The 22,069-nt window shown below is 57.0% G+C and carries 24 protein-coding genes, 1 tRNA gene and 1 pseudogene; 18 read left to right on the top strand and 8 right to left on the bottom strand.

Going from position 1 to position 22,069, the window contains the following annotated elements; translation table 11 throughout:
• Positions 1–146: 146 nt before the first annotated feature.
• Together AC07OG_RS16445 and ygfZ are read right to left on the bottom strand one after the other, a co-directional pair.
• Complete coding sequence (locus tag AC07OG_RS16445; protein WP_060541231.1) at positions 147–968, bottom strand: HDOD domain-containing protein; 822 nt, start codon at positions 966–968, stop codon at positions 147–149.
• 27 nt (positions 969–995) lie between these two features.
• Positions 996–1,937 (bottom strand): CAF17-like 4Fe-4S cluster assembly/insertion protein YgfZ, encoded by a 942-nt coding sequence (gene ygfZ / locus AC07OG_RS16440; protein ID WP_060541232.1) that lies wholly within the window; start codon positions 1,935–1,937, stop codon positions 996–998.
• A gap of 148 nt (positions 1,938–2,085) precedes the next feature.
• Here ygfZ and AC07OG_RS16435 point away from each other — a divergent pair, with 148 nt between their 5' ends.
• The gene (locus AC07OG_RS16435; protein ID WP_060541233.1) at positions 2,086–2,340 is read left to right on the top strand and encodes an FAD assembly factor SdhE; all 255 of its coding nucleotides are present in this window, start codon (positions 2,086–2,088) and stop codon (positions 2,338–2,340) included.
• On the top strand, positions 2,324–2,776 hold the full coding sequence (locus tag AC07OG_RS16430) for a protein YgfX (protein ID WP_060541234.1): 453 nt from the start codon (positions 2,324–2,326) through the stop codon (positions 2,774–2,776). The genes AC07OG_RS16435 and AC07OG_RS16430 overlap by 17 nt, the downstream gene beginning before the upstream one ends.
• Here the strand turns inward: AC07OG_RS16430 and nadB are convergent.
• Complete coding sequence (nadB, locus tag AC07OG_RS16425; RefSeq protein ID WP_495067506.1) at positions 2,745–4,361, bottom strand: L-aspartate oxidase; 1,617 nt, start codon at positions 4,359–4,361, stop codon at positions 2,745–2,747. The genes AC07OG_RS16430 and nadB overlap by 32 nt on opposite strands.
• A gap of 550 nt (positions 4,362–4,911) precedes the next feature.
• Between nadB and rpoE the strand changes: the two genes are divergently transcribed.
• From rpoE to AC07OG_RS16405, 4 genes are all read left to right on the top strand, one after another.
• The gene (rpoE, locus tag AC07OG_RS16420) at positions 4,912–5,493 is read left to right on the top strand and encodes an RNA polymerase sigma factor RpoE/AlgU (RefSeq protein WP_003172477.1); all 582 of its coding nucleotides are present in this window, start codon (positions 4,912–4,914) and stop codon (positions 5,491–5,493) included.
• Positions 5,494–5,524: 31 nt separating this feature from the next.
• Entirely contained in the window at positions 5,525–6,112 is a 588-nt protein-coding gene (locus tag AC07OG_RS16415; protein WP_060541236.1) for a sigma-E factor negative regulatory protein, read from the top strand.
• 8 nt (positions 6,113–6,120) lie between these two features.
• Complete coding sequence (locus tag AC07OG_RS16410; RefSeq protein ID WP_218425703.1) at positions 6,121–7,080, top strand: MucB/RseB C-terminal domain-containing protein; 960 nt, start codon at positions 6,121–6,123, stop codon at positions 7,078–7,080.
• Positions 7,081–7,258: 178 nt separating this feature from the next.
• The gene (locus AC07OG_RS16405; RefSeq protein ID WP_495067505.1) at positions 7,259–8,683 is read left to right on the top strand and encodes a DegQ family serine endoprotease; all 1,425 of its coding nucleotides are present in this window, start codon (positions 7,259–7,261) and stop codon (positions 8,681–8,683) included.
• A gap of 73 nt (positions 8,684–8,756) precedes the next feature.
• On the opposite strand, the gene AC07OG_RS16400 is transcribed toward AC07OG_RS16405, so the two are convergent.
• Positions 8,757–10,190, bottom strand: a complete 1,434-nt coding sequence (locus AC07OG_RS16400; RefSeq protein WP_060541239.1) for a M48 family metalloprotease — start codon at positions 10,188–10,190, stop codon at positions 8,757–8,759.
• 98 nt (positions 10,191–10,288) lie between these two features.
• Between AC07OG_RS16400 and AC07OG_RS16395 the strand changes: the two genes are divergently transcribed.
• Positions 10,289–10,528 (top strand): sulfurtransferase TusA family protein, encoded by a 240-nt coding sequence (locus AC07OG_RS16395; protein ID WP_060541240.1) that lies wholly within the window; start codon positions 10,289–10,291, stop codon positions 10,526–10,528.
• Between the two features lie 30 nt (positions 10,529–10,558).
• Positions 10,559–11,629, top strand: a complete 1,071-nt coding sequence (locus tag AC07OG_RS16390; RefSeq protein ID WP_060541241.1) for an AI-2E family transporter — start codon at positions 10,559–10,561, stop codon at positions 11,627–11,629.
• 145 nt (positions 11,630–11,774) lie between these two features.
• Here AC07OG_RS16390 and AC07OG_RS16385 read toward each other — a convergent pair whose 3' ends face one another.
• The gene (locus AC07OG_RS16385) at positions 11,775–12,248 is read right to left on the bottom strand and encodes a peroxiredoxin (RefSeq protein ID WP_495067504.1); all 474 of its coding nucleotides are present in this window, start codon (positions 12,246–12,248) and stop codon (positions 11,775–11,777) included.
• Between the two features lie 10 nt (positions 12,249–12,258).
• Positions 12,259–12,819 (bottom strand): glycine cleavage system transcriptional repressor, encoded by a 561-nt coding sequence (locus AC07OG_RS16380; protein ID WP_060541243.1) that lies wholly within the window; start codon positions 12,817–12,819, stop codon positions 12,259–12,261.
• A 329-nt stretch (positions 12,820–13,148) separates the two neighbouring features.
• On the opposite strand from AC07OG_RS16380, the gene dapA reads away from it, so the two are divergent.
• The 6 genes from dapA to AC07OG_RS16350 all read left to right on the top strand — a co-directional run bounded on the left by dapA (position 13,149) and on the right by AC07OG_RS16350 (position 17,836).
• A complete protein-coding gene (gene dapA, locus AC07OG_RS16375) occupies positions 13,149–14,027 on the top strand; it encodes a 4-hydroxy-tetrahydrodipicolinate synthase (protein ID WP_060541244.1) in 879 nt (292 codons plus the stop codon).
• A gap of 17 nt (positions 14,028–14,044) precedes the next feature.
• Positions 14,045–15,160 carry an NlpB/DapX family lipoprotein gene (gene bamC / locus AC07OG_RS16370; protein ID WP_495067503.1) on the top strand — a complete coding sequence of 372 codons (1,116 nt, stop codon included), beginning with the start codon at positions 14,045–14,047 and terminating at the stop codon, positions 15,158–15,160.
• 4 nt (positions 15,161–15,164) lie between these two features.
• Positions 15,165–15,923, top strand: a complete 759-nt coding sequence (locus tag AC07OG_RS16365) for an MBL fold metallo-hydrolase (RefSeq protein WP_060541246.1) — start codon at positions 15,165–15,167, stop codon at positions 15,921–15,923.
• 28 nt (positions 15,924–15,951) lie between these two features.
• Positions 15,952–16,665, top strand: a complete 714-nt coding sequence (gene purC / locus AC07OG_RS16360) for a phosphoribosylaminoimidazolesuccinocarboxamide synthase (protein ID WP_060541247.1) — start codon at positions 15,952–15,954, stop codon at positions 16,663–16,665.
• An 84-nt stretch (positions 16,666–16,749) separates the two neighbouring features.
• Positions 16,750–16,839 (top strand) — tRNA-Ser (locus tag AC07OG_RS16355).
• A 247-nt stretch (positions 16,840–17,086) separates the two neighbouring features.
• Positions 17,087–17,836 (top strand): restriction endonuclease, encoded by a 750-nt coding sequence (locus AC07OG_RS16350; RefSeq protein WP_495067502.1) that lies wholly within the window; start codon positions 17,087–17,089, stop codon positions 17,834–17,836.
• Positions 17,837–17,888: 52 nt separating this feature from the next.
• Here AC07OG_RS16350 and AC07OG_RS16345 read toward each other — a convergent pair whose 3' ends face one another.
• A complete protein-coding gene (locus tag AC07OG_RS16345; RefSeq protein WP_495067544.1) occupies positions 17,889–18,875 on the bottom strand; it encodes an Arm DNA-binding domain-containing protein in 987 nt (328 codons plus the stop codon).
• Between AC07OG_RS16345 and AC07OG_RS16340 the strand changes: the two genes are divergently transcribed.
• From AC07OG_RS16340 to AC07OG_RS16325, 4 genes and pseudogenes are all read left to right on the top strand, one after another.
• Positions 18,841–19,023, top strand: coding sequence for a hypothetical protein (locus tag AC07OG_RS16340; RefSeq protein WP_495067546.1), 183 nt, complete (start codon positions 18,841–18,843; stop codon positions 19,021–19,023). The genes AC07OG_RS16345 and AC07OG_RS16340 overlap by 35 nt on opposite strands.
• A gap of 182 nt (positions 19,024–19,205) precedes the next feature.
• Positions 19,206–19,532 (top strand): annotated as a pseudogene (locus tag AC07OG_RS16335) (DNA adenine methylase); the annotation flags it as partial.
• Between the two features lie 263 nt (positions 19,533–19,795).
• Positions 19,796–20,779: a hypothetical protein gene (locus AC07OG_RS16330; RefSeq protein WP_495067501.1), complete on the top strand. Its 984-nt coding sequence runs from the start codon at positions 19,796–19,798 to the stop codon at positions 20,777–20,779.
• Positions 20,755–21,309, top strand: a complete 555-nt coding sequence (locus tag AC07OG_RS16325) for an AAA family ATPase (RefSeq protein WP_495067500.1) — start codon at positions 20,755–20,757, stop codon at positions 21,307–21,309. The genes AC07OG_RS16330 and AC07OG_RS16325 overlap by 25 nt, the downstream gene beginning before the upstream one ends.
• A gap of 3 nt (positions 21,310–21,312) precedes the next feature.
• Here AC07OG_RS16325 and AC07OG_RS16320 read toward each other — a convergent pair whose 3' ends face one another.
• On the bottom strand, positions 21,313–22,053 hold the full coding sequence (locus AC07OG_RS16320) for a class I SAM-dependent methyltransferase (protein WP_495067499.1): 741 nt from the start codon (positions 22,051–22,053) through the stop codon (positions 21,313–21,315).
• Positions 22,054–22,069: the final 16 nt, after the last annotated feature.

The raw sequence follows: 22,069 nt of genomic DNA, 5'->3' as shown, positions 1-22,069 counted from the left end.
CTCCTACAGTGAATCTGTAGCGGACACAAAATCTGCGTACGACCACAGATCCACTGTGGGAGCTGGCCTGCCGGCGATGGCGCAGTGTCAGTCACCAGAGATGTTGGATGTGCCGATCTCATCGCGAGGGACGACACGGTCCCTGATCAGTAAAACATCGACCGCGACTCTTCCAGCTCGGTACACATCGCCTTGTTGTCGATGTCGACCCCGAGTTTGCCGAAGGCCGGCACGCTCAAAACATCGACGCGAGCCAGCGGGTGATCGGTGTCTTTGTGGCAGTACAGGCTGGCAACCTGTACCAGATCCACATAATCGACCCGGGCGGACTGGCGTTTCAAATCCAGGTACAACTGCGGCACCTGCACCAGCAGGTCCGGAAAATCCCAGACCTTGAGCAGTTTCTCACCGATCAATGGATGGATCTGATCAATCACATGATTGAGGCTGACCGGGTCGGACAGCAGTTCATAGTGATCTTCGGCATAAGTCAGGATCGGCAGCACCCCAATCTGATGCACCAACCCACCCAGAGCTGCCTGATCGGGCTTGAGGCGGGTATAGGTGCGGCACAGTGCGTAGCTGATGCCGGCGATTTCCAGGCTTTTACGCCAGACTTCGCGCATCTTTTGTTCGACCACATCGGAGCGGGCATTGAAGATCTGCTCCATGACCAGGCCGATTGCGAGGTTGCTGCTGTAGTTGATGCCCAGGCGGGTGATCGCCGTGTGCAGATCAGTCACTTCGTGGGTGGCGCGCAGCAGCGGGCTGTTGACGACTTTGATCAGGCGCGCTGACAGCGCGGCATCGCGGCCAATCACCTTGCTCAGTGTGCTGACGCTGATTTCCGGATCCTCGGCGGCCTTGCGAATCTGCAGGGCCACTTCCGGCAATGTCGGCAGCACCAGATCATCGTTATTGATGGCCGTAACCAAATCCTGTTGGACCCTTTCCGCCAGCTCGCTCATTTAGTCTCTCTAGGCCAGTTGCCGCCGTTATTGCTGTATCTCGCGATCGCGATCCAGTGCATACGGCAAGTCGAGCAGTTGCAGGGATGGCCCTTCGGTCGTTCCCAGGTGGATATCTCCACTTTCTGCTGCCTCGGCTTGCAACACCGCCAGGAGCTCAATGTTCTGTCCAGCACGAGCGGCAAGCACCACCTCGCCGATGGAGCTGCCATGGGTCGGGGCAAACAGCGGCACGCCAGGCTCAGGCAGTTCGCCGCCAGCCAGTTGCAGGCGATACAGGCGGCGCTTGAGTTTGCCCAGGTACTGCATCCGCGCGACGATTTCCTGGCCGGTGTAGCAGCCTTTCTTGAAGCTCACGCCACCGATGGCTTGCAGGTTGAGCATCTGCGGGATGAACAACTCGCGGGTAGCCGGCATGACCTGGCCAATCCCGGCGCGGACCTGGCCCAGCAGCCATTGATTGAGATCGCCCTCGCTCAACGCCGCGGACAGTTTGCCCTTGATGCTGTCGGCCTGGTCGGCGGCGACCCATAATTCGGCACGCTCAGGTGAGATGCGAATGGCGATCAGTGCGTCATTGCGCACGACGCTGTCGGTTTCTGCGGGTAGCTCAAGGCCCAGACCGGCCAGCGCCGCATCGCCGTGATCAACGCCGAAGCGCACCCACGCGGCACTTTCATCGGTCAGCTTCGATTTGGAGAACACTGCGTATTTCTTCAGATCCGCCAATTGCGGTTCCAGCAACTCGGTGGCCATGGCCATTAGAACGCCATCGCCTTCGAGCAGGATGCGAAAACTCGATTGCATCCGGCCCTTTTGCGTGCAGCGTGCGCCGAGGCTGGCCCGGGTGTCGCTCAGGTAATTGAGGTTGCAGGTCAACTGGCCTTGCAGGAATTTGCTGGCGTCCGCGCCGCGGACCGCGAGAACGCCTTCATGAGTCAGGGTGCAGAAAAAAGCGGAATCGGCCATGGGTCATCGCAGGGTAAAGAGTCTGGGGCACATCATAAGGGGGCGCCCTTGAAATGGGTAGTTTACAAAGGATCGCCGGTCCCGACCAAAGCCGACTGTTCGCCAGTGCGCGGGCCTGTATACTTGCGGCCTATTTGAGGAGCGCTCCATGGTCGAAGATGTTGAACTGAACCGCCTCTATTGGCACAGCCGCCGCGGCATGCTTGAGCTTGACGTGTTGCTGGTGCCATTCGTAAAAGAGGTTTACCCGCACCTCAATGAGGTTGATCGCGCCTGCTACGTCAGGTTGCTCGAATGCGAAGATCAGGACATGTTCGGCTGGTTCATGGAACGCAACGAATCCGAGGACCCTGAGCTGCAGCGCATGGTTCGCATGATCCTGGATCGTGTCCAGCCCAAGTAATTCGTTCGAATGCCGCTGGCATGCCTCACGGCAGTTGCTGGCGGCGTATCTGTTGGCCCAGCTGTTCGCCCTGGGTTCGCTGTTTTTTCTCTCGATTCCGTACTGGGCCAGGCTGCTCGGCGTTTTACTGTGCCTGGCGCACGGGTTTTGGTCGTTGCCCAGGCAGATATTGCTGACACACCCGCAGGCATTGCGCGGCTTGCGTCGTGATGCCGATGGCTGGCAGTTATGGAATCAGAAGTCGGGTTGGCAGCCTGTGCAATTAAGGCCGGACAGCCTGGCGTTGCCGTTGATCGTGGTGCTGCGTTTTCGTCTGCGTGGCGAGCGCCGGGTCAGGGCCATTTGCGTGCCCCGGGACGCACAGGCGGCGGATGTGCACCGCCGCCTGCGCGTGCGACTCAAGTTCAGTCGGCGTAGGTGGGCGGCACCAGGATAGTGTCCAGGGCGACCGGCAACAGGTTCGGGTAGTCGAGGGTGTAATGCAGGCCCCGGCTTTCCTTGCGTTCCATGGCTGAGAGAATCATCAGTTCGGCAACCTGGGCCAGGTTGCGCAACTCGATCAGGTCGCGGCTGACTTTGTAGTTACTGTAGAACTCGTCAATTTCATCCAGCAGCAGTTGCACGCGGTGTTGTGCGCGCTGCAGGCGCTTGTTGGTGCGCACGATGCCCACGTAGTCCCACATGAATCGGCGCAACTCATCCCAGTTGTGCGCAATGATCACGTCCTCATCGGAGTCGGTGACCTGGCTGGCATCCCAGACGGGCAGGGGGGCAGGCATCGAAACCCGAGGCAGTTGGTCGATGATGTCTGCTGCTGCCGACTGCGCATAAACGAAACATTCCAGCAGCGAGTTGCTGGCCATGCGGTTGGCGCCATGCAGGCCGGTGAAGCTGGTTTCGCCAATGGCATACAGCCCCGGCACGTCGGTACGGCCATGCTGGTCGACCATCACGCCACCGCAGGTGTAATGGGCCGCCGGCACCACCGGAATCGGTTGCTTTGTGATGTCGATGGAAAATTCCAGGCAGCGTTCGTACACCGTCGGGAAGTGCGTCTTGATGAACGCTTCGGGCATGTGGCTGATGTCCAGGTAGACGCAGTCGATGCCCAGGCGCTTCATTTCGTGGTCGATGGCTCGTGCAACGATGTCCCGTGGTGCCAGCTCGGCCCGAGGGTCGAAGCGCTGCATGAAACGTTCGCCGTTGGGCAGTTTCAGGTGTGCACCTTCACCGCGCAGGGCTTCGGTGATCAGAAAACTCTTGGCTTGCGGGTGATACAGGCAAGTGGGGTGGAACTGGTTGAATTCCAGGTTCGCCACCCGGCACCCGGAGCGCCAGGCCATGGCGATGCCATCACCGCAGGCGCCATCGGGGTTGCTGGTATAGAGGTAGACCTTGGCGGCGCCGCCGGAGGCGAGGATCACGAAACGCGCGCCATAAGTGTCGACTTCTCCTGTGCCGCGATTGAGCACGTAGGCGCCGAGGCAGCGATCACCGGCCAGGCCCAGGCGCTTTTCGGTGATCAGGTCAACGGCGACGCGCTGTTCCAGCAATTCGATGTTGGGACGTTTCCTGGCTTGGTCGAGCAAGGTGCGGAAAATCGCTGCGCCGGTGGCATCGGCTGCATGAATGATACGTCGATGGCTATGGCCGCCTTCGCGGGTCAGGTGGAACTCGAAACCGCCATCCTCGGTGCCGGATTGCTCATCGCGGGTAAAAGGTACTCCCTGGTCGATCAGCCACTGGATCGCTTCCTTGCTGTGCTCGACGGTAAAGCGCACGGCGTCTTCATGACAGAGTCCGCCGCCGGCGTTGAGCGTGTCCTCGACATGGGATTCGACAGTGTCGGTGTCATCTAGAACGGCGGCCACACCGCCCTGGGCCCAGAACGTCGAACCGTTGGCCAGATCGCCCTTGCTCAGTACGGCAATGCGCAAATGACCGGGCAAGGTCAGCGCAAGGCTCAAACCGGCAGCACCGCTGCCAATTACCAGAACATCGTGTTGAAACTGTTGGCTCATTTCAGGATTCCGCTCAAAGCGACCCGGTTCGGGGTTGGCGCACCTCATTTGCGAGTCAAGGCAGCCGCACAGCCCACTAGTATATAGAGGGGGGGAGCGGCACAATACCCGAGCGCGCATGGCATTGTGAAACTACCGTTACGGAAAATTCCGGACGCTTCGTCGGATGTTTTTTTGTCCCTTGGGCGACAAAGGAGCGGTATCGTCGATTTACCGGTCTTTTTCCCTCCACGGTTGCACAATGTCTGTTCGGCACAGCTATAAATATTTGGAACTTTTGTCAAAGTGCCATGATCAATAGACCGTTGCCTGAATCAAGGGACAGTGTCGGTTTCGATGGGGGATTGCGGTTCGATCCCTGCCAGCGGATCCGACGACAAGATTATTCGCGCAGCCGGGTCAACTCGCGCTGCGCTTTTCGTGCGTGCCAATCAGAGCCCGCAGGAAACTTGCCTGGAGGGGGAGAACTTTTGCGAAAAGTCCGAGTCTATGTTTGCAAGTCTGGTCGTTTTGTTCTGCAAGCCTCCTCCATGCTTATTGAGGAGTGTTCATGCTAACCCAGGAAGAGGATCAGCAACTGGTCGAACGCGTTCAGCGCGGCGACAAGCGTGCTTTCGATCTGCTAGTGCTGAAATATCAGCACAAAATTCTCGGGTTGATCGTGCGTTTTGTGCACGACACCCATGAAGCCCAGGACGTCGCACAGGAAGCTTTTATCAAGGCGTACCGTGCACTTGGAAATTTTCGCGGAGACAGCGCGTTTTATACGTGGCTTTACCGCATCGCCATCAACACGGCGAAGAATTATCTGGTTTCACGCGGCCGCCGGCCGCCGGATAGCGATGTCAGTTCCGAGGATGCAGAGTTCTACGATGGCGATCACGGCCTGAAGGATCTCGAATCACCAGAACGGGCTTTGCTGCGGGATGAGATCGAAGGCACCGTCCATCGAACCATTCAGCAACTGCCGGAAGATTTGCGTACGGCGTTAACTTTACGTGAGTTCGACGGTCTGAGTTACGAGGATATTGCGAGCGTCATGCAATGTCCGGTGGGTACCGTGCGCTCCCGGATTTTCCGCGCCCGGGAGGCCATCGATAAAGCCCTGCAACCGTTGTTGCAGGAAAACTAAAGACAGCGGCGACAGCCAAGAGAGGAACGCCATGAGTCGTGAAGCCCTGCAGGAATCGCTGTCCGCAGTGATGGATAACGAAGCGGACGAACTGGAATTGCGTCGGGTATTAAGTGCCTGCGACGATGTTGAAACCCGTGATACATGGGCTCGTTATCAGATCGCTCGGGCAGTGATGCACAAGGATCTGCTGCTCCCGCGTCTGGATATTGCCGCGGCTGTATCCGCAGCGCTTGCTGACGAAGCCGTGCCGGCAAAAGCCTCACGTGGTCCATGGCGCAGCCTGGGTCGCCTGGCGGTCGCCGCTTCGGTCACCCTGGCCGTATTGGCAGGTGTTCGCCTGTACAACCAGGATGAGATCGCCGGCGTCGAACTGGCCCAGCAATCGAACCAGCCTGGTCTGGTTGCCCCTCAAGCAAAAGGCCCGGCTGTACTGGCAGGCTACAATGAGGGTTCAGAGACCACCGGTCCCATGGCCAATGGTGTTTTGCAAGGTCAGCCAGGCTGGCACGATCAGCGTCTGCCCGGGTACCTGCGCCAGCACGCACAGCAGGCTGCATTGAAAGGGACTGAGAGCGCGCTGCCATACGCTCGTGCCGCAAGTCTGGAAAACCAGTAAGGAGGATCATGCGCGCCATACCTTTACTTACGCTTGTGCTCAGTGGCTGGTTTGTTGTTCCAGCCCATGCCGATGAAGCCCAGGACTGGTTGAAACGTCTGGGCCAGGCCGAGCAGCAGCAGAGCTTTCAAGGTACTTTTGTCTACGAGCGTAACGGTAGTTTTTCTACGCACAACATCTGGCACCGCGTCCAGGATGGCAAGGTCCGTGAGCGTTTGCTCCAGCTTGACGGCTCGGCTCAGGAAGTCGTGCGCATTGATGGGCGTACTCAATGCGTCAGCGGCACACTCGTAGCAGGACTTGGGGATAGCCCCAATAACGCGGCTCGTGCACTCGATCCACAAAAGCTCAAGAATTGGTATGACCTTGCTGTCATTGGCAGCTCGCGCGTGGCCGGACGTTCGGCGGTGATCGTCTCGCTCACCCCTCGCGATCAACACCGCTATGGTTTTGAGTTGCACCTGGATAAAGAAACCGGGCTGCCGCTCAAGTCATTGTTGCTTAGCGACAAGGGACAGTTGCTGGAGCGCTTCCAGTTCACACGCCTGGATACTTCAGACATCCCTGCCGACAAGGATCTGCAGGCAGGCGCCGATTGCAAGGCCGTCAATCTTGAAGGCGACAAGGCTTCGGCCATCAAGGCTGCCCAGGTCTGGCACTCTGACTGGTTGCCACCAGGTTTCGAGCTGACCAGCAGCAGTGCGCGCAAGGATTCGGAGACCAAAACCCTGGTCAACAGTCTGATGTATGACGATGGTCTGACTCGTTTTTCGGTATTCCTCGAGCCTTTGAACGGCGCCAAAGTCACCGATACCCGCACGCAGTTGGGCCCGACCGTTGCCGTTTCCCGGCGCCTGACCACGGCTCAGGGCGATATGATGGTGACCGTAGTCGGCGAGATTCCGGTAGGTACCGCAGAGCGGATCGCGCTTTCAATGCGTACCGACGCAGCTGCAACCAAGCAGTGAGCTGAAACCGAAATGTTTCGTGAACATTTCAGTTTGCAAATATCCCTTGAATTTTTTATAGGTCAGAGCCCCTCGGCTCTGGCCTTGTTTGTTGTTCCCGGAACAAAAATACCGGCGTATTGTTCCCGGTGTTCCTTGCTCCATATCGCTTAACCATGCTCGTTGTAACGGGAGCCGTATGTCGATACCACGCTTGAAGTCTTACCTTTCCATTTTTGCTACCGTGCTGGTGCTCGGTCAGGCGGTCACCGCTCAAGCGGTGGAGTTGCCTGATTTCACGCAACTGGTCGAACAGGCGTCGCCTGCGGTAGTGAACATCAGCACCACGCAAAAGCTGCCCGACCGCAAGGTCAATCAGCAGATGCCTGACCTCGAAGGCTTGCCGCCAATGTTGCGCGAGTTCTTCGAACGCGGCATGCCGCCACAGTCTCGTTCGCCCCGTGATCGTCAGCGCGAAGCGACCTCCCTGGGTTCGGGTTTCATCATCTCGCCTGACGGCTACATCCTGACCAACAACCACGTGATCGCCGATGCCGACGAGATTCTCGTGCGTCTGGCCGACCGCAGTGAAATGAAGGCCAAGCTGGTCGGCACCGACCCGCGCTCGGACGTGGCCCTGCTGAAAATCGAAGGCAAGGACCTGCCGGTCCTCAAGCTTGGCAAATCCCAGGACCTGAAGGCCGGCCAATGGGTCGTGGCCATCGGCTCGCCGTTCGGCTTCGATCACACGGTGACCCAGGGCATTGTCAGTGCCGTGGGCCGCAGTCTGCCGAACGAAAACTATGTGCCGTTCATTCAGACCGACGTGCCGATCAACCCGGGTAACTCCGGTGGCCCGCTGTTCAACCTGAACGGTGAAGTGGTCGGCATCAACTCGCAGATCTATACCCGCTCCGGTGGTTTCATGGGCGTGTCGTTCGCGATTCCAATCGACGTGGCCATGGACGTTTCCAATCAGCTCAAAAGCGGTGGCAAGGTCAGTCGCGGCTGGTTGGGTGTAGTCATCCAGGAAGTGAGTAAGGATCTGGCCGAGTCGTTCGGCCTGGAGAAACCGGCCGGCGCGCTGGTTGCGCAAATCCAGGACGATGGCCCGGCTGCGAAGGGTGGGTTGCAAGTGGGCGACGTGATCCTGAGCATGAACGGTCAGCCTATCGTCATGTCGGCCGACCTGCCACACCTCGTCGGTGCGTTGAAAGCGGGTGCCAAAGCCGATCTGGAAGTGATTCGCGACGGCAAGCGCAAGAACGTCGAACTGATTGTAGGCTCGATTCCGGATGATGATAAGGATGTAGGTGCGCTGCCAGGTACCAGCATCGAGCGCAGCAGCAACCGCCTGGGTGTGTCCGTGGTCGAACTGACTGACGAACAGAAGAAGACCTACGACCTCAAGGGGGGGGTGCTGATCAAGGAAGTCCAGGACGGTCCTGCCGCCATGATTGGCTTGCAGCCGGGCGACGTCATCACTCACCTGAACAATCAGGCCATCGGCTCTGCCAAGGAGTTCGCGGACATCGCCAAGGCGTTGCCGAAGAACCGCTCGGTGTCGATGCGGGTCTTGCGTCAAGGTCGCGCCAGTTTCATTACCTTCAAACTGGCTGAATAATCCGCTGGTTGGCTGAAACACAAACCGCCTCGAAAGAGGCGGTTTTTTTTTGTCTGTTTTCCTGCTGGAGGAGTCAGCCCATCATGTCCTTGATCATGCGCTCCTGTTCCATGAGCTCCCGTTGTCGCGCGTCGATTCGCGATGCCAGCGGGAAGTTGCTCCCGGCCTTGCGCTTGGCGAAGTCCAGTTGCTGAATGGCCTGCTTGTAGTCCCCGACCAGCGCGAAATACTCGGCGCGCGCCTGATGCAGGCCGATGATGTTGCCTGACAAGCCGCGAGTCTCGGCCACCTGGTACCACACGTCCGGATCGTCCGGACGCGACTTGAGCAGGCCTTCGAGGGCTTTTTCCGCGTCGGCGGTGCGGTTCTGCTTGAGCAGCAGGTCGACGCGCATCTGGTTCAGCGGATAATTGCCGGGGTATTGAGTCAGCAACCGATCCACCCGGGTCTGGGCATCTGCCAGGCGACTGTTGGTGATGTCCAGATCGACCTGCGCCAGATTGTAAATGATCTCGTTCGGCGCCTTGGCCAACAGCAGCTTGAGATTTTCTCTTGCCTCGTTCAGCCGGCCGCCCTTGATCTGGGCGATCGCCAGGCCATAGCGTGCCACATCGCTATTGGGATTGCTGTCGAGCTCGGCGCGAAAACGCTTGGCACCAAGCCCTGGGGTTTCTTCGTAGATCAGTTGCACCCGTGCACGAATCAGTTGATAGCGCAGGCTGTCTTCAATGCCGCCGTGTGGAGCCAGTTCGGCGCGGTTTCGGGTGTCGGCGATCCGCGATTCGGTGACCGGGTGAGTCATCAGGAATTCCGGTGGCTTGGCGTCGAAGCGGTATTGGCGCCCCAGACGCTCGAACATGGTCGGCATCGAGCGTGGGTCGTATCCGGCTTTTTCCAGATTGAGGATGCCGATGCGGTCGGCTTCCTGTTCGTTCTGGCGCGAGAATCGCCGTTGTTCCTGAATCGCTGCTGCCTGGGACCCGGCAATGGCCGCGATCCCTGCATCGCCGCCGCCGGCAGCGGCCAGAACGATGCCGGCCAGCAAGGCGGCCATCATCGGCACCTGCATGCGCTGCTGGGCTTCCACGCCGCGGGCGAAGTGGCGTTGCGACAAGTGAGCCAATTCGTGCGCCAGTACCGAGGCGTACTCGCCTTCGGTCTGGGCGTTGAGGAACAGACCGCCGTTGACCCCGATGATCCCGCCCGGCGCTGCAAAGGCGTTGAGTTGAGGGCTGTTGATCAGAATGAATTCAAGGCGTCGGTCGTTGACCTGACTGGTCTCCACCAGCCGGTAAACGCTCGATTCCACGTAGTCCTTGAGTTCAGGATCGTTGAGCTGCGAGACCTGGCTGCGCAACAGCGCCAGCCAGGCACGACCCAACTGATATTCCTGTTGCGGCGAGACGATGGCAGAACTGGCGTCGCCGAGTGACGGCAGGTCGTCGGCGAAGCCTGGAGAGGCGAGCAGGCAAGCGAGCGTCAGCAGGGTGGGGCGCAGAAAAGTCATGCACAAAGCCTTAGTCGACAAAGACCTTACTGTAGCCGGACACCAGCCCTGCGACCAGATATTCTAGGTGACTCAAGCACCTGATCCGGAGTGAAATAATGACCGACGCTGTAGACCATGACGTTGAGCTGGACGCCAGCGGCCTGAATTGCCCCTTGCCGTTGCTCAAGGCCAAGATGGAACTCAATCGGCTGGCCAGCGGCGCGGTCCTCAAGGTCATCGCCACCGATGCGGGATCCCAGCGCGACTTCCGCACCTTTGCCCGATTGGCCGGTCATACCTTGCTTCGCGAAGAAGATGAAGCGGGTGTATACCGCTACTGGTTGAAAAAGGCCTGAAATCGCTGCGCGTTTTCCTAAGGATTATTGATGTTCAAAGTGTTGCGGGACTGGGTTCAGCGGTATTTCTCCGATGAAGAAGCGGTGGTGCTCGCGGTTTTGCTGTTTCTGGCCTTCACCGCCGTGCTTACCCTGGGTGGCATGCTGGCGCCGGTGCTGGCCGGGATGGTGCTGGCGTACCTGATGCAGGGACTGGTGGTAGCCCTTGAGCGCCTGCGAGTGCCCGGTGGGGTAGCGGTAGGGCTGGTCTTTGCCTTGTTCATGGGGATCTTGCTGGTATTCATCGTGGTGGTGGTGCCGTTGCTCTGGCACCAACTGATCACTTTGTTCAATGAATTGCCCGGCATGCTGGTCAAGTGGCAGTCGGTGTTGTTGTTGCTGCCCGAGCGCTATCCGCATCTGGTGTCCGACGAGCAGGTGTTGCGGGCCATCGAAGTGATGCGCGGTGAAATCGGCAAGTTCGGCCAGTGGGCGCTGACGTTTTCGCTGTCGAGCCTGCCACTGCTGGTGAACATCATGATCTACCTGGTCCTGGTGCCGATCCTGGTGTTTTTCTTTCTCAAGGACCGGGAAATGATCGGCCAGTGGGTGCGCGGCTACCTGCCCCGGGAGCGGGCACTGCTGACCCGTGTCGCCCGTGACATGAACCGGCAGATCGCCAACTACATTCGCGGCAAGGTCATCGAGATTTTCATTTGCGGGGGAGTGACCTACGTCGCCTTCGTCGTCTTGGGGCTCAACTATGCAGCGCTGCTGGCGATGCTGGTGGGCATTTCGGTGGTGGTGCCCTACGTCGGCGCGGTGGTGGTGACGGTGCCGGTGTTGCTGATTGCGCTGTTCCAGTGGGGCTGGAGCGATCAGTTCATCTATCTGATGGCGGTTTACGGGATCATCCAGACCCTGGACGGCAATGTGCTGGTGCCGTTGCTGTTTTCGGAGGCGGTTAACCTGCACCCGGTGGCGATCATCTGTGCGGTGCTGTTGTTTGGCGGGCTGTGGGGCTTCTGGGGGGTGTTCTTCGCGATTCCCCTGGCGACGCTGTTCAAGGCCGTGCTGGATGCTTGGCCACGTAAAGAGCCGGTGGTTGCGCCGCTGCTGTAACGGGTATTTCAGGTTTTTCAGCGGGGCGGGCGACCCCTTCGCGAGCAAGCCCGCTCCCACATTCAACCCTGTTGCCTGGACGGACACGGTTTAATGTGGGAGCGGGCTTGCTCGCGAAGGCGTTCGAATGGACGCCAGATATGGCTCAGGCCCTGTTCAATGCCTGGGCAGCCGCCAGAACGGCATCAACATGCCCCGGCACCTTCACGCCACGCCACTCCTGGCGCAGCACACCATCCTTGTCGATCAGGAACGTGCTGCGATCCACGCCCATGTATTCCTTGCCATACAGCTTTTTCAGCTTGATCACATCGAACAGCTGGCAGAGCGCTTCTTCCTTGTCGCTGATCAGCTCGAAGGTGAAGGCTTGCTTGGCCTTGAAGTTTTCATGGGATTTGAGGCTATCGCGCGACACGCCAAACACTTCGGTGTTGGCCGCTTTGAACGCTTCCAGCTGATCGCGAAAGCCCTGTCCCTGGGTAGTGCAACCCGGGGTGCTGTCCTTGGGGTAGAAGTAGATCACTACTTGCTTGCCCTTCAGACCCGAGAGGCTGACGGTCTGCCCGCTGGTGGCGGGGGCTTCGAATTCGGCAACCGGTTGGTCGATGTCAACGGCCATGAAAGCTTCCTTACATTGGGTTCTGTGGGCGCCACGGTTCGATCAGGGCGTCCAGGTTCAACGCATCGGCGAAGTCCAGGAACTGATCACGCAACCAGCTGATCTGCACGCCGGCCGGCAAGGTCACGGTGAACGTGGCGTTGAGCATGGTGCCGCCGGTCTGCGGAGCCTGATAGGTGTCGCAGGTCAGGTTCTCCAGCTCGACGTTGTGGTCCATGAAGAACTGACACAGCTCATTGACGATGTCCGAGCGGTAGGCCGAGCTGACGTACGCGACGTATGGCAGGGCCTGGGGGCGGTTTTCCAGGGCGGCGCTGCGTACCACGTTGACGGTGAACGCATGCCGTTTGGCCAGTACCGGCAGACTGCCTTCGAGGCGTGCCAGGGCATCCCAGCTGCCGGTGACTTCCAGCACCAGCGCACTGCATTCGCCGTGACGGGTCAGACGAGAGGTAACCACGGCGCAGCGATTTTCATGGCTGGCGCGGCACAGGACGTTGGTCAGCTCCATGGGGTTGGCGCCGAGGGCACTGATTACAAGGAATTGTTCGCGAACTGTGGGGGTGGACATGCAGCATTCCTAAAGCGATGAGCGGTCGATATAGCCAAGGGCTGTCTTGTCGGATGCAAGCCTGCGGATGCGAATTCAGAAAACCCGGCGCATTCAGGTTGCAACGTGCTCCAGTGTGGCAGGAGCGAGGGCTGGCAACGCTGGCTCGGGGCTTGTGATGTCGAAAAGGGAGGCGCAAACCCGACGTACAAGCTTGTCAGTATCGATCAAAGTCTGAAGGGTAGCGAAAACCGGCGCCAAGGGGAATGGCGGCAGCGCAGTACTTTGCTTGTGCAAGCATCTTGGCGCCAGTACCATTACGGCTCTCTTTTTCCGGCAGGAGCGGTTTCATGATTGCGGGCAGTATGGTGGCACTGGTCACACCCATGGATGCACAAGGGCGTCTTGACTGGGACAGCCTCAGCAAACTCGTGGACTTCCACCTTGAAAACGGCACCCATGCCATTGTCGCGGTCGGTACTACCGGCGAGTCGGCAACCCTCGATGTAGATGAGCACATCGCGGTCATCAAGGCCGTGGTCAAGCAGGTCAATGGCCGTGTTCCGGTGATCGCCGGTACCGGTGCCAACTCGACTCGCGAAGCCGTCGAATTGACCCGCAACGCCAAGGAAGCCGGCGCCGACGCCTGCCTGCTGGTAGTGCCGTATTACAACAAGCCGACTCAGGAAGGCTTGTACCAGCACTTCAAGCACATCGCTGAAGCGGTCGACATTCCACAGATCCTCTACAACGTTCCTGGCCGCACCTCCTGCGACATGCAGGCCGAGACCGTGATTCGCCTGTCCACCGTGCCGAACATCATCGGTATCAAGGAAGCGACCGGCGACCTCAAGCGCGCCAAGGCCATCCTCGATGGCGTGAGCAAGGACTTCATCGTGCTGTCGGGCGATGATCCGACCGCTGTCGAGCTGATTCTGCTGGGCGGCAAAGGCAATATCTCCGTCACCGCTAACGTCGCCCCGCGCGAAATGGCCGACCTGTGCGAGGCCGCGCTCAAGGGCGACGCCGAGACTGCACGGGCAATCAACGAAAAATTGATGCCGCTGCACAAGGACCTGTTCATCGAAGCCAACCCGATTCCGGTGAAGTGGGCTTTGGTTGAAATGGGCCTGATGCATGAAGGCATTCGCCTGCCGCTGACCTGGCTGAGCACACCTTGTCATGAAACGCTACGCACGGCCCTGCGCCAGTGCGGCGTCCTGGTTTAATTGAGGAAATACAACGCATGAAGCGAATGGCCGGACTTTCCGCACTTGCCTTGATTATCTCCAGCACCAGTGGCTGCGGATGGGTCTGGGGCCCGGAAGGTTATTTCCGTGACCGTGGTAGCGACTACCTGGTAGCGCAACAGACTGCACCGATGCAATTGCCGCCGGATATCACCACGGCCAAGCGCCTGGATCCGCTGTTGCCGATCCCGCGCAACGTGGCCGATGACACCGCCACGGGCGAATACATCGTTCCGCGGCCGCAGCCATTGACCGCTGCTGCCGATGCCAGCCCCTACACCCTGCAGAAGAGCGGCGACTCGCGCTCGATCCTGGCGCAGAGCCCGCCGGCCGAAGTCTGGCCCGTGGCCGTGCAGTTCTTCCAGGACAACGGTTTCCGCCTGGATGAACAGCGTCCGCAAACCGGCGAGTTCACCACCACCTGGCAGCACTCCGACGAACTGTCCGCAGCCATGGCCAAGCGCCTGAGCGCGGCCGGCGTCAGCGCCGACAGCCAGACCCGTGTACGGGTTCGCATCGAGCCGGGCGTGCAACGCAACACCAGTGAAGTGTACGTGGTCAGCGCCGAGCGTCCTGCCGGCAGCACCGCCGACGTGGACTTCACCAATCGTTCGGTCAACACCGGCCTGGACGCGGCACTGGTCGACGACATGCTCGCGAGCATGAGCCGCATCTCGGAGAAGGGCGGTTCGGTCTCGATGCTGGCTTCGCGTGATTTCGACGCGCCTAGCCGTATCAGCCTGAGCGAAGACGGCAGCGGCAACCCTGTGCTGAACGTCGGCACCGATCTGGATCGTGCCTGGTCGAGTGTCGGTCGGGCGCTGGAACAGGGCGAATGGCGTGTTGAAGACATCAACCGCAGCCTGGGCCTGTACTACCTCAATCTGGCCGAAAAAGCCGAGAGCAAGGACGACAAGCCTGGCTTCTTCAGCAGCCTGTTCGGCACCGCGCCGAGCAAGGAAGAAGTTGAAGCCCGTGCCGAGCGTTATCAGGTTCGCCTGAGCAAGGTTGGCGATAACGTCCAGGTCACCGTCGAGAAAAACATCAACACCGTGGCGCCGGCAGACGTGGCGCGTAAAGTGTTGAGCGTTATTCAGGACAACCTGGGCTGATCACATGCGTTTTGCCGTTCTCGGCAGCGGTAGCCAAGGGAACGGCACGCTGATAGCCAGCGCTGACACGTATGTGCTGGTGGATTGTGGTTTCTCCCTGCGGGAAACCGAAAAACGCCTGCTGCGCCTGGGGGTGAACCCTGCGCAGCTGAGCGCGATACTCGTGACCCACGAACATGCCGACCACGTGCATGGCGTGGGTTTGCTGTCTCGGCGCTACAATCTGCCTGTCTACCTCAGTCGCGGGACCCTGCGCGGGATGCGCAAACCGATAGAACCCGCAGGCCTGCTGGCCGGCGGCGAGCAACTGCAAATCGGCGACTTGAGCATCGGTGTCATTGCCGTGGCCCACGATGCGCAGGAGCCGACGCAGTACGTATTCAGTGATGGTGAGCGGCGCTTCGGCCTGCTGACCGACCTGGGCTCGTATTGCGACAAGGTGCTGGACGGCTATCGTGACCTCGATGCATTGATGATCGAGTCCAACCATTGCCGGGACATGCTGGCTCGCGGTCATTACCCGTACTTTCTCAAGCAACGGGTGGGCGGTGAACTGGGGCATTTGAACAACCATCAGGCGGCATTCCTGGTGTCCGAGTTGGGCTGGCAAGGCCTGCAACACCTGGTCCTGGCCCATCTGAGCAGCAAGAACAACCTGCCGCAGCTGGCCCGGCAATGTTTCGTCGACACCCTCGGGTGCGACCCGGACTGGCTGCAACTGGCCGATCAAGATTCAGGGCTCGACTGGCGCCACATCGCCTAGCCCACCTACTTAGCAAGCGGAGCCCATCATGGAAAAACGTGAAGAACTCTACCGCGGCAAAGCCAAATCGGTTTACAAGACCGACGACGCTGACCGCTTGATCCTGCTGTTTCGCAACGACACCTCGGCGTTCGACGGCAAGCGTATCGAGCAGCTCGACCGCAAAGGCATGGTGAACAACAAGTTCAATGCCTTCATCATGCAAAAACTCGAAGCGGCCGGCGTACCGACCCAGTTCGACAAGCTGCTGGGCGACAACGAGTGCCTGGTGAAGAAGCTGGACATGATCCCGGTCGAGTGCGTCGTGCGTAACTACGCCGCCGGCAGCCTGGTCAAGCGCCTGGGTGTCGAGGAGGGCATGAAGCTCAACCCTTACACCTTCGAACTGTTCCTCAAGGACGACGCCAAGGGCGACCCGTTCATCAACGAATCCCACGTCGTGGCGTTCGGTTGGGGCACCGCCGAGCAACTGGTTCGCATGAAAGAACTGTCGCTCAAGGTCAACGAAATCCTCAGCAAGCTGTTCGACGACGCCGGCCTCTTGCTGGTGGACTTCAAGCTTGAGTTCGGCGTATTCAGCGACGGCTCCATCGTCCTGGGCGACGAGTTCAGCCCGGACGGCTGCCGCCTCTGGGACAAGGACACCAAGAAGAAGATGGACAAAGACCGCTTCCGCCAGGGCCTCGGTGACGTCATCGAAGCCTACGAAGAAGTCGCCAATCGTCTGGGTGTACCGCTTTAATCGACGCAAGCATCTGAAAGCACAGAAAATATTTCGCCTGGGGGGTTCGCTTTAGGCGAAAGTGTTGTTATGATGCGCGCCGTTGGAGAGATGCCAGAGTGGCCGAATGGGACGGATTCGAAATCCGTTGTACCTTCACCGGTACCTAGGGTTCGAATCCCTATCTCTCCGCCATTATTGAATAAGACTAAGCCCCTGTAATCGTTAAAGATTACAGGGGCTTTTTCGTTTCCGGCGATTATGTTAGGGCATTTTTAGGGCAGAATGTGTAGCGTCAGTACCGCTATAGGCTGGTCTGGGCCTGGGGTCTGAGTAGAGTTCCCTGAGTCGCAAGATCCGTCGCCGCGCTTCTCAATTGGAATGAAATTGTTGTCTGCTTCTTCATTTAGTGGCTGAGGTGGCCCAAAGGAATTATGTCGTAATGATCAGTCGAAACGTTCCTGACAGTTGGCAAGCATTGCAGATCGAAGTCGGTCGCATTCTCAAGGAGTGCGGTTTCGACGTCGAGGTGGAGAAAAAAACTCCGGCTGTTCGTGGGGCAGTGGAGTTGGATGTATACGCAGAGGAAACCGTTCGCGGGCGGAAATATGCCATTGCATGTGAGTGCAAATACTGGAAGTCGCGTATCCCGCAAAACGTCGTACATGGATTCCGAACCGTTGTTCAAGATATCGGAGCTAATATCGGTTACATCATTTCGATGGAAGGATTCCAGTCGGGAGCCGTTTCCGCCAGCGACTTGACGAATTTGAAGCTTGTTACCTGGGAAGAGTTTCAAGATATCTTCGAAGAAAGCTGGTTCGAGGAGTACTTCACAAAGCAGATCGATGAAAGGCTGGGTGGGCTGATGACTTACTCTGAGCCCTTTTTACCACCCTGGTTCGGAAACATGTCAGAGGAGGATAAGTCGACTTACATTTCACTTAAGGAAAAGTATGACTTGTTCGGCATGCTCATGCAGTCGCTCGGGCCTTATAGTCGTATGTTTGGACGCGAGCCACTTCCTACCCTCCCGCTGCGAGCACGGCTCACAGAGGACGCAATTTTGAGAACAGTCCCCGATCACATCTTGGATGAAACTGCGTACAGGGAATTTCTGGAAGCATCGGTTGCCTATGGCGAATCTGCACTTGCAGAGTTCCGAGTGCTGAGGGACCGGTACAAGACATAACGTCCGGTGAGTCGTTTGGTTGGATGATGAAATTGATGTAGTGACGCAGGCCCTATTTTAGGGGACCGTCTACTTCATCATTTCTAAACCCAAGCATCTTCGACACGATTCCCGCCATACTTTTTGTGTCCTTCGGTATCCATCTTCCGTAGTGCTTTCTCACCATTGTGGTATCTGCATGCCCCAGTTGCCGAGCCACCCATTCGACAGGGACGTAGCTCGACAGCATCTGGCTGGCAAAGGTGTGGCGACACTGGTTCGCTCCGCGGTGCCTGACCTCTGCCTTTTTTAGATGGGCGGTAAACCAGTGGCTCAACGTCTTGCCACTCCAGAGCAGGCCGGCTTCAAGATCGATGTCTTCGGTGGCGAGCCCTATGAGCTCGGACAGCGACAGTCCGGCCCAGCAGTTGAACTCAATCATTCGAGCGTCAGCTCGCCGGTTGGGATCCGCGTTACCGATCGACTCGATCTCGGTGCGACTGAATGGATCGGCATGCTCCAAGTCGACGTCAGATCCCACGTTACTGATCCGATCGAGCGGATTGGCTTTCAGGATGCCGTCGCCGAAGGCGTCAGCCCAGACCCCGCGGACGACGGTGAAAATGTCGTTCACAGTCTTAGGGGCCAGGCCCTGCTTAAGTAGTTGCGCCTGGAACAACTCGATGTCGCTCTTGCTGATGTCGACGATCCGACGCTTGCCGAATTTCTTCTGGACGTGCACAGCCTTGCTGACGTAGTTGACGACGGTGCTCGAAGCTTTTAGCGCGCGTTGAACCTCCAGCCATCGATCAATGCCTTCCTTCACTGTGCGCTTTAGAGAAGGGCCGCCAGTCCCAGTGAACATGGCAGCCCTAGGCGAGTTGGGAAAGTGGGCCGCGTAGTCAAAGCGGCCCTCTTTGATCTCCGCGAGGATGGTGCGACGCTTGTTGTCGGCATAGGCGATCGCGGCTTTGTTTACTTTCGAGATCACTTCCAGCGGCTCCCGGCACCGTTGGCCATTGAAGATGAACCAGATTCGCAGCTGCTTCCCGCCTTCGATTCACCCGGGTACCGGCAAGCCTTACACCTGGCGGACGCCGCCTAGCGCAACGGAAGGTTTACCGACGCTGACTGTCGACCTGCTGGCTATCTGGCAAAACTGGGACATCTTCAAACGTGATGCAGAGGCAGCGTGCCCATGCCCGTGAGCGCTTGGTGGCCTTGAGTCGGGCCGGATGGCAGACGTTCTTGCATCTGTGGAAGTACAGCGAGCTGGGTCAGGGGCTTTGGGGGCCATGTTTGTCGACTGACCTCTATTCGCTGTTCCTTGAATGGTGAGCGCTGCACCGGTCGCATCGATGCACTAGCGGCCAGTGCCGCCAGTGTGGCGGTACCCTGGCTTGAGTGCGCAGAGCGCTACGACCGTGCCCATACCTTCCACTACATGGACCCGCCTTACTGGCAGACCGCCGGCTATGGCGTGGACTTTCCGTTTGAGAACTACGAGCGGATGGCCGATTTCATGCGCCGTTGTAAAGGCAAGGTGATGGTCAGCATCAACGACCATCCAGACATTCGGCGGGTATTTGATGGCTTTCATTTCGAGACCTTAGAGATTCGCTATTGCAACACTAACCAGCGTCAGGGTAAGGCAGAGCCCTCCGGTGAATTGGTGATTACAAACTGGGATCATGCGGCAATGGGAGGTTTGTTCTGACGAAAAAGTGAAACACGGGATCTTCAGTCTAAGAGGGGCGCATCCCCTTCACTTGATGTCAAAAAAGTCGAATGTACTCTCAGTCGACTCCATTCGCAGTGGCGCAAATTCCGATCATGTCGCAAAATTTACCAGTATCCGGTAGGGTGCTTATGAGCCGACTGCCGGACGTTACGATCGCTAGGGTGAGCCAGCGGTGAAAGAAAGTACCGATATAGTAGGGTTGCCCTAGCTTTTCAATTGTAGGATCTCAAGGAGTGACCATGAGTAACGGGACTCAAAACAGTAGTGCAAGCTCGAATGTTGTAGCTGGTCCAAACATTGGAAGTCAGAATCCTATCGTTGGTGCTACCGTACTCGCAGTTCCAAGTGCACCAGTCAGTCAGAATGAATTAAGAAGAACTTTCATTGCGATGTTGTTCGCATTGGTGGCGGCAACTATCGCTCAACAAATTTCCGAGATGTTGTTTGTTGTTACCGGAGGGTGGGACCTGGCCGCGAGTCCCTCGAAGATGTGGGATAATTTGTTATTCGGAAATGGGATGCTGTTCGCGTCATTTAGTCATTCCTGTCTAGCATTGTTATTGGTCGCAATGAGTTGGGTAATGTGGTCCAAATCTCAGGCCGGCGGACATAAGACCGAGATCTCATCTATCTTTTCTAAGGAGTTCATAATTCTCCTGGTAGAGGTTTTTTTAGTTGTGTTGTATTTCGCAATTGCTAAAACTATGGAGCAGAATTTTGCCGAATATGTAAAAGGTAAATCTATTGCGTCATTTGTTGGTGCCACATCGGCAAGACCAGAAGCGCTACAGATGATGTGGGTTTTTTCGGTATATTTCGTGTGGGATATTATTACAGATGTAATGTATAGCCCTCACAACCCTCTGCTGGTTACTGTTAGTGAGAAGATCACAGGTCTCGTACAAGGTGTTCTGACTTACTGCTCTGTGTCGCTAGTCTGTATTGCTGGCGCCTGGCTTGTGAGCATAAACTCTCCCTCTGTTGCTACGCCATACGAGGCCCTCTGGGGTGATGTGGCACTGGTAGCGTTACTTCTATTTTTTGCGTTGGGTAAGAAACTAGAATATTACGCAGTTAAGGTGTTTCCTCGTGAAGCTAATAGGAGCAATACTAAAAGAATCGACGCTCCGTCCACAAAAGCCTCTATCGGAATGGTCGTTTTAGTGGGAGTATACATTTATTCTATGATGGTGTTGACATGGCCTCCGAGCTTCCTGAAATAATTGGTCTTGTCGGCCCTATAAGGGCCGGCAAAACGACTGTCAATAAATACCTAGTTGAAAGTTATGGGTACACCTCTGCTTCTAATTCTGATGTGCTTAGGCAAATTTTGGGCGGAATGGGAATTGCTCAGAGCAGAGCTAACTTAGGTGTGTTAGGGGACTCAATATTTAAAGCTCTGGGTAACGATATAATTGCAAGGTTTAGATTGGATAACTTGCGTTTGGGCAGAATCGTTGTTGACGGTATACGCTATCCGGAGGAGATAAAAAGGTACTCCGAGGTTGCAAGTTTTAAGTTGCTTGCTATCACTGCGGATTCGGATACTCGTTATGATCGCGCTGTGCGTGAGTCGGAAGAGTTTAAGGATGTTGATATTTCACGCAATGACTTCGATAGACTTGTGCAGTCACGAAGCGAGTTAGCGGTCCCTGATCTAATATTGAGAGCACATAAAATAATTAGCAATGATTGTGACCTAGAGAGCCTAAAGCAAAAAATTGATCAAGCTCTGAAAGACTGGAGTTTATAGTGATTATTTAGGTCCTATAAGCTTTTCCAAAGTGATCGCGCAGATTTTCATCTGCGCTTCACTCTTTCCTAGTATCCAATACTCGTGATTAAGGCAGAGGTCTTTCGTGTCTTGGATTTTCAAGATTTTAAATCCCGAGCTTTCTATGTCATCAGAAAGTTGTATTCTAGCGTTGCTACTGCGGCGGTAGACATTCGCAACAATTACGCCAGTTTTATTTAAAGTGCGGTAAAGTTCTAATAGTTGGGATTTATAGAACGGAAAGTGCAATACAAATACCGCAATAACCATCTCAAAATGACCTTCCTGACACGGAAGCACGCATGCCGCATCGGAAAAAATATAGCATTCGGCCTTGGTGCTAGAATGGGTTTTAACCACTTCGTGATCTGCATCTGAAAGAACGTAATGCATACCATTTGTAACTGTTCCTGCAAATACCGGGTTCAGCCCTGCCCCAATTTCCAAAAGGCTGGAAGGGCTAACTTCCACCGCTAGAGCTTTGAATAGTGAGCGTACTTCGTTATTAGGTTGACTTATCAGATCGGGGAATTTAGCGCGAGCCCTACAAAGGTTGCTAACCTCATCAGGGCTAAGCTGATCGAGGTCCTCAGTTTGAGTGTAGAAAAAGTCCATAAATCTAAAGTATTTGACTCCTTCATATTCAGTTTCTTTCGGACCTTTTATATTGTTTTTAATCTTTAATACGCCAGGTTCTACCATCTCGAATTCGGATTCGCACATGCCCCATTCCCTCGGA

This window comes from Pseudomonas sp. GW821-FHT09H03 (assembly GCF_059415945.1).
This window is presented reverse-complemented; position numbering and strand designations above follow the sequence as displayed.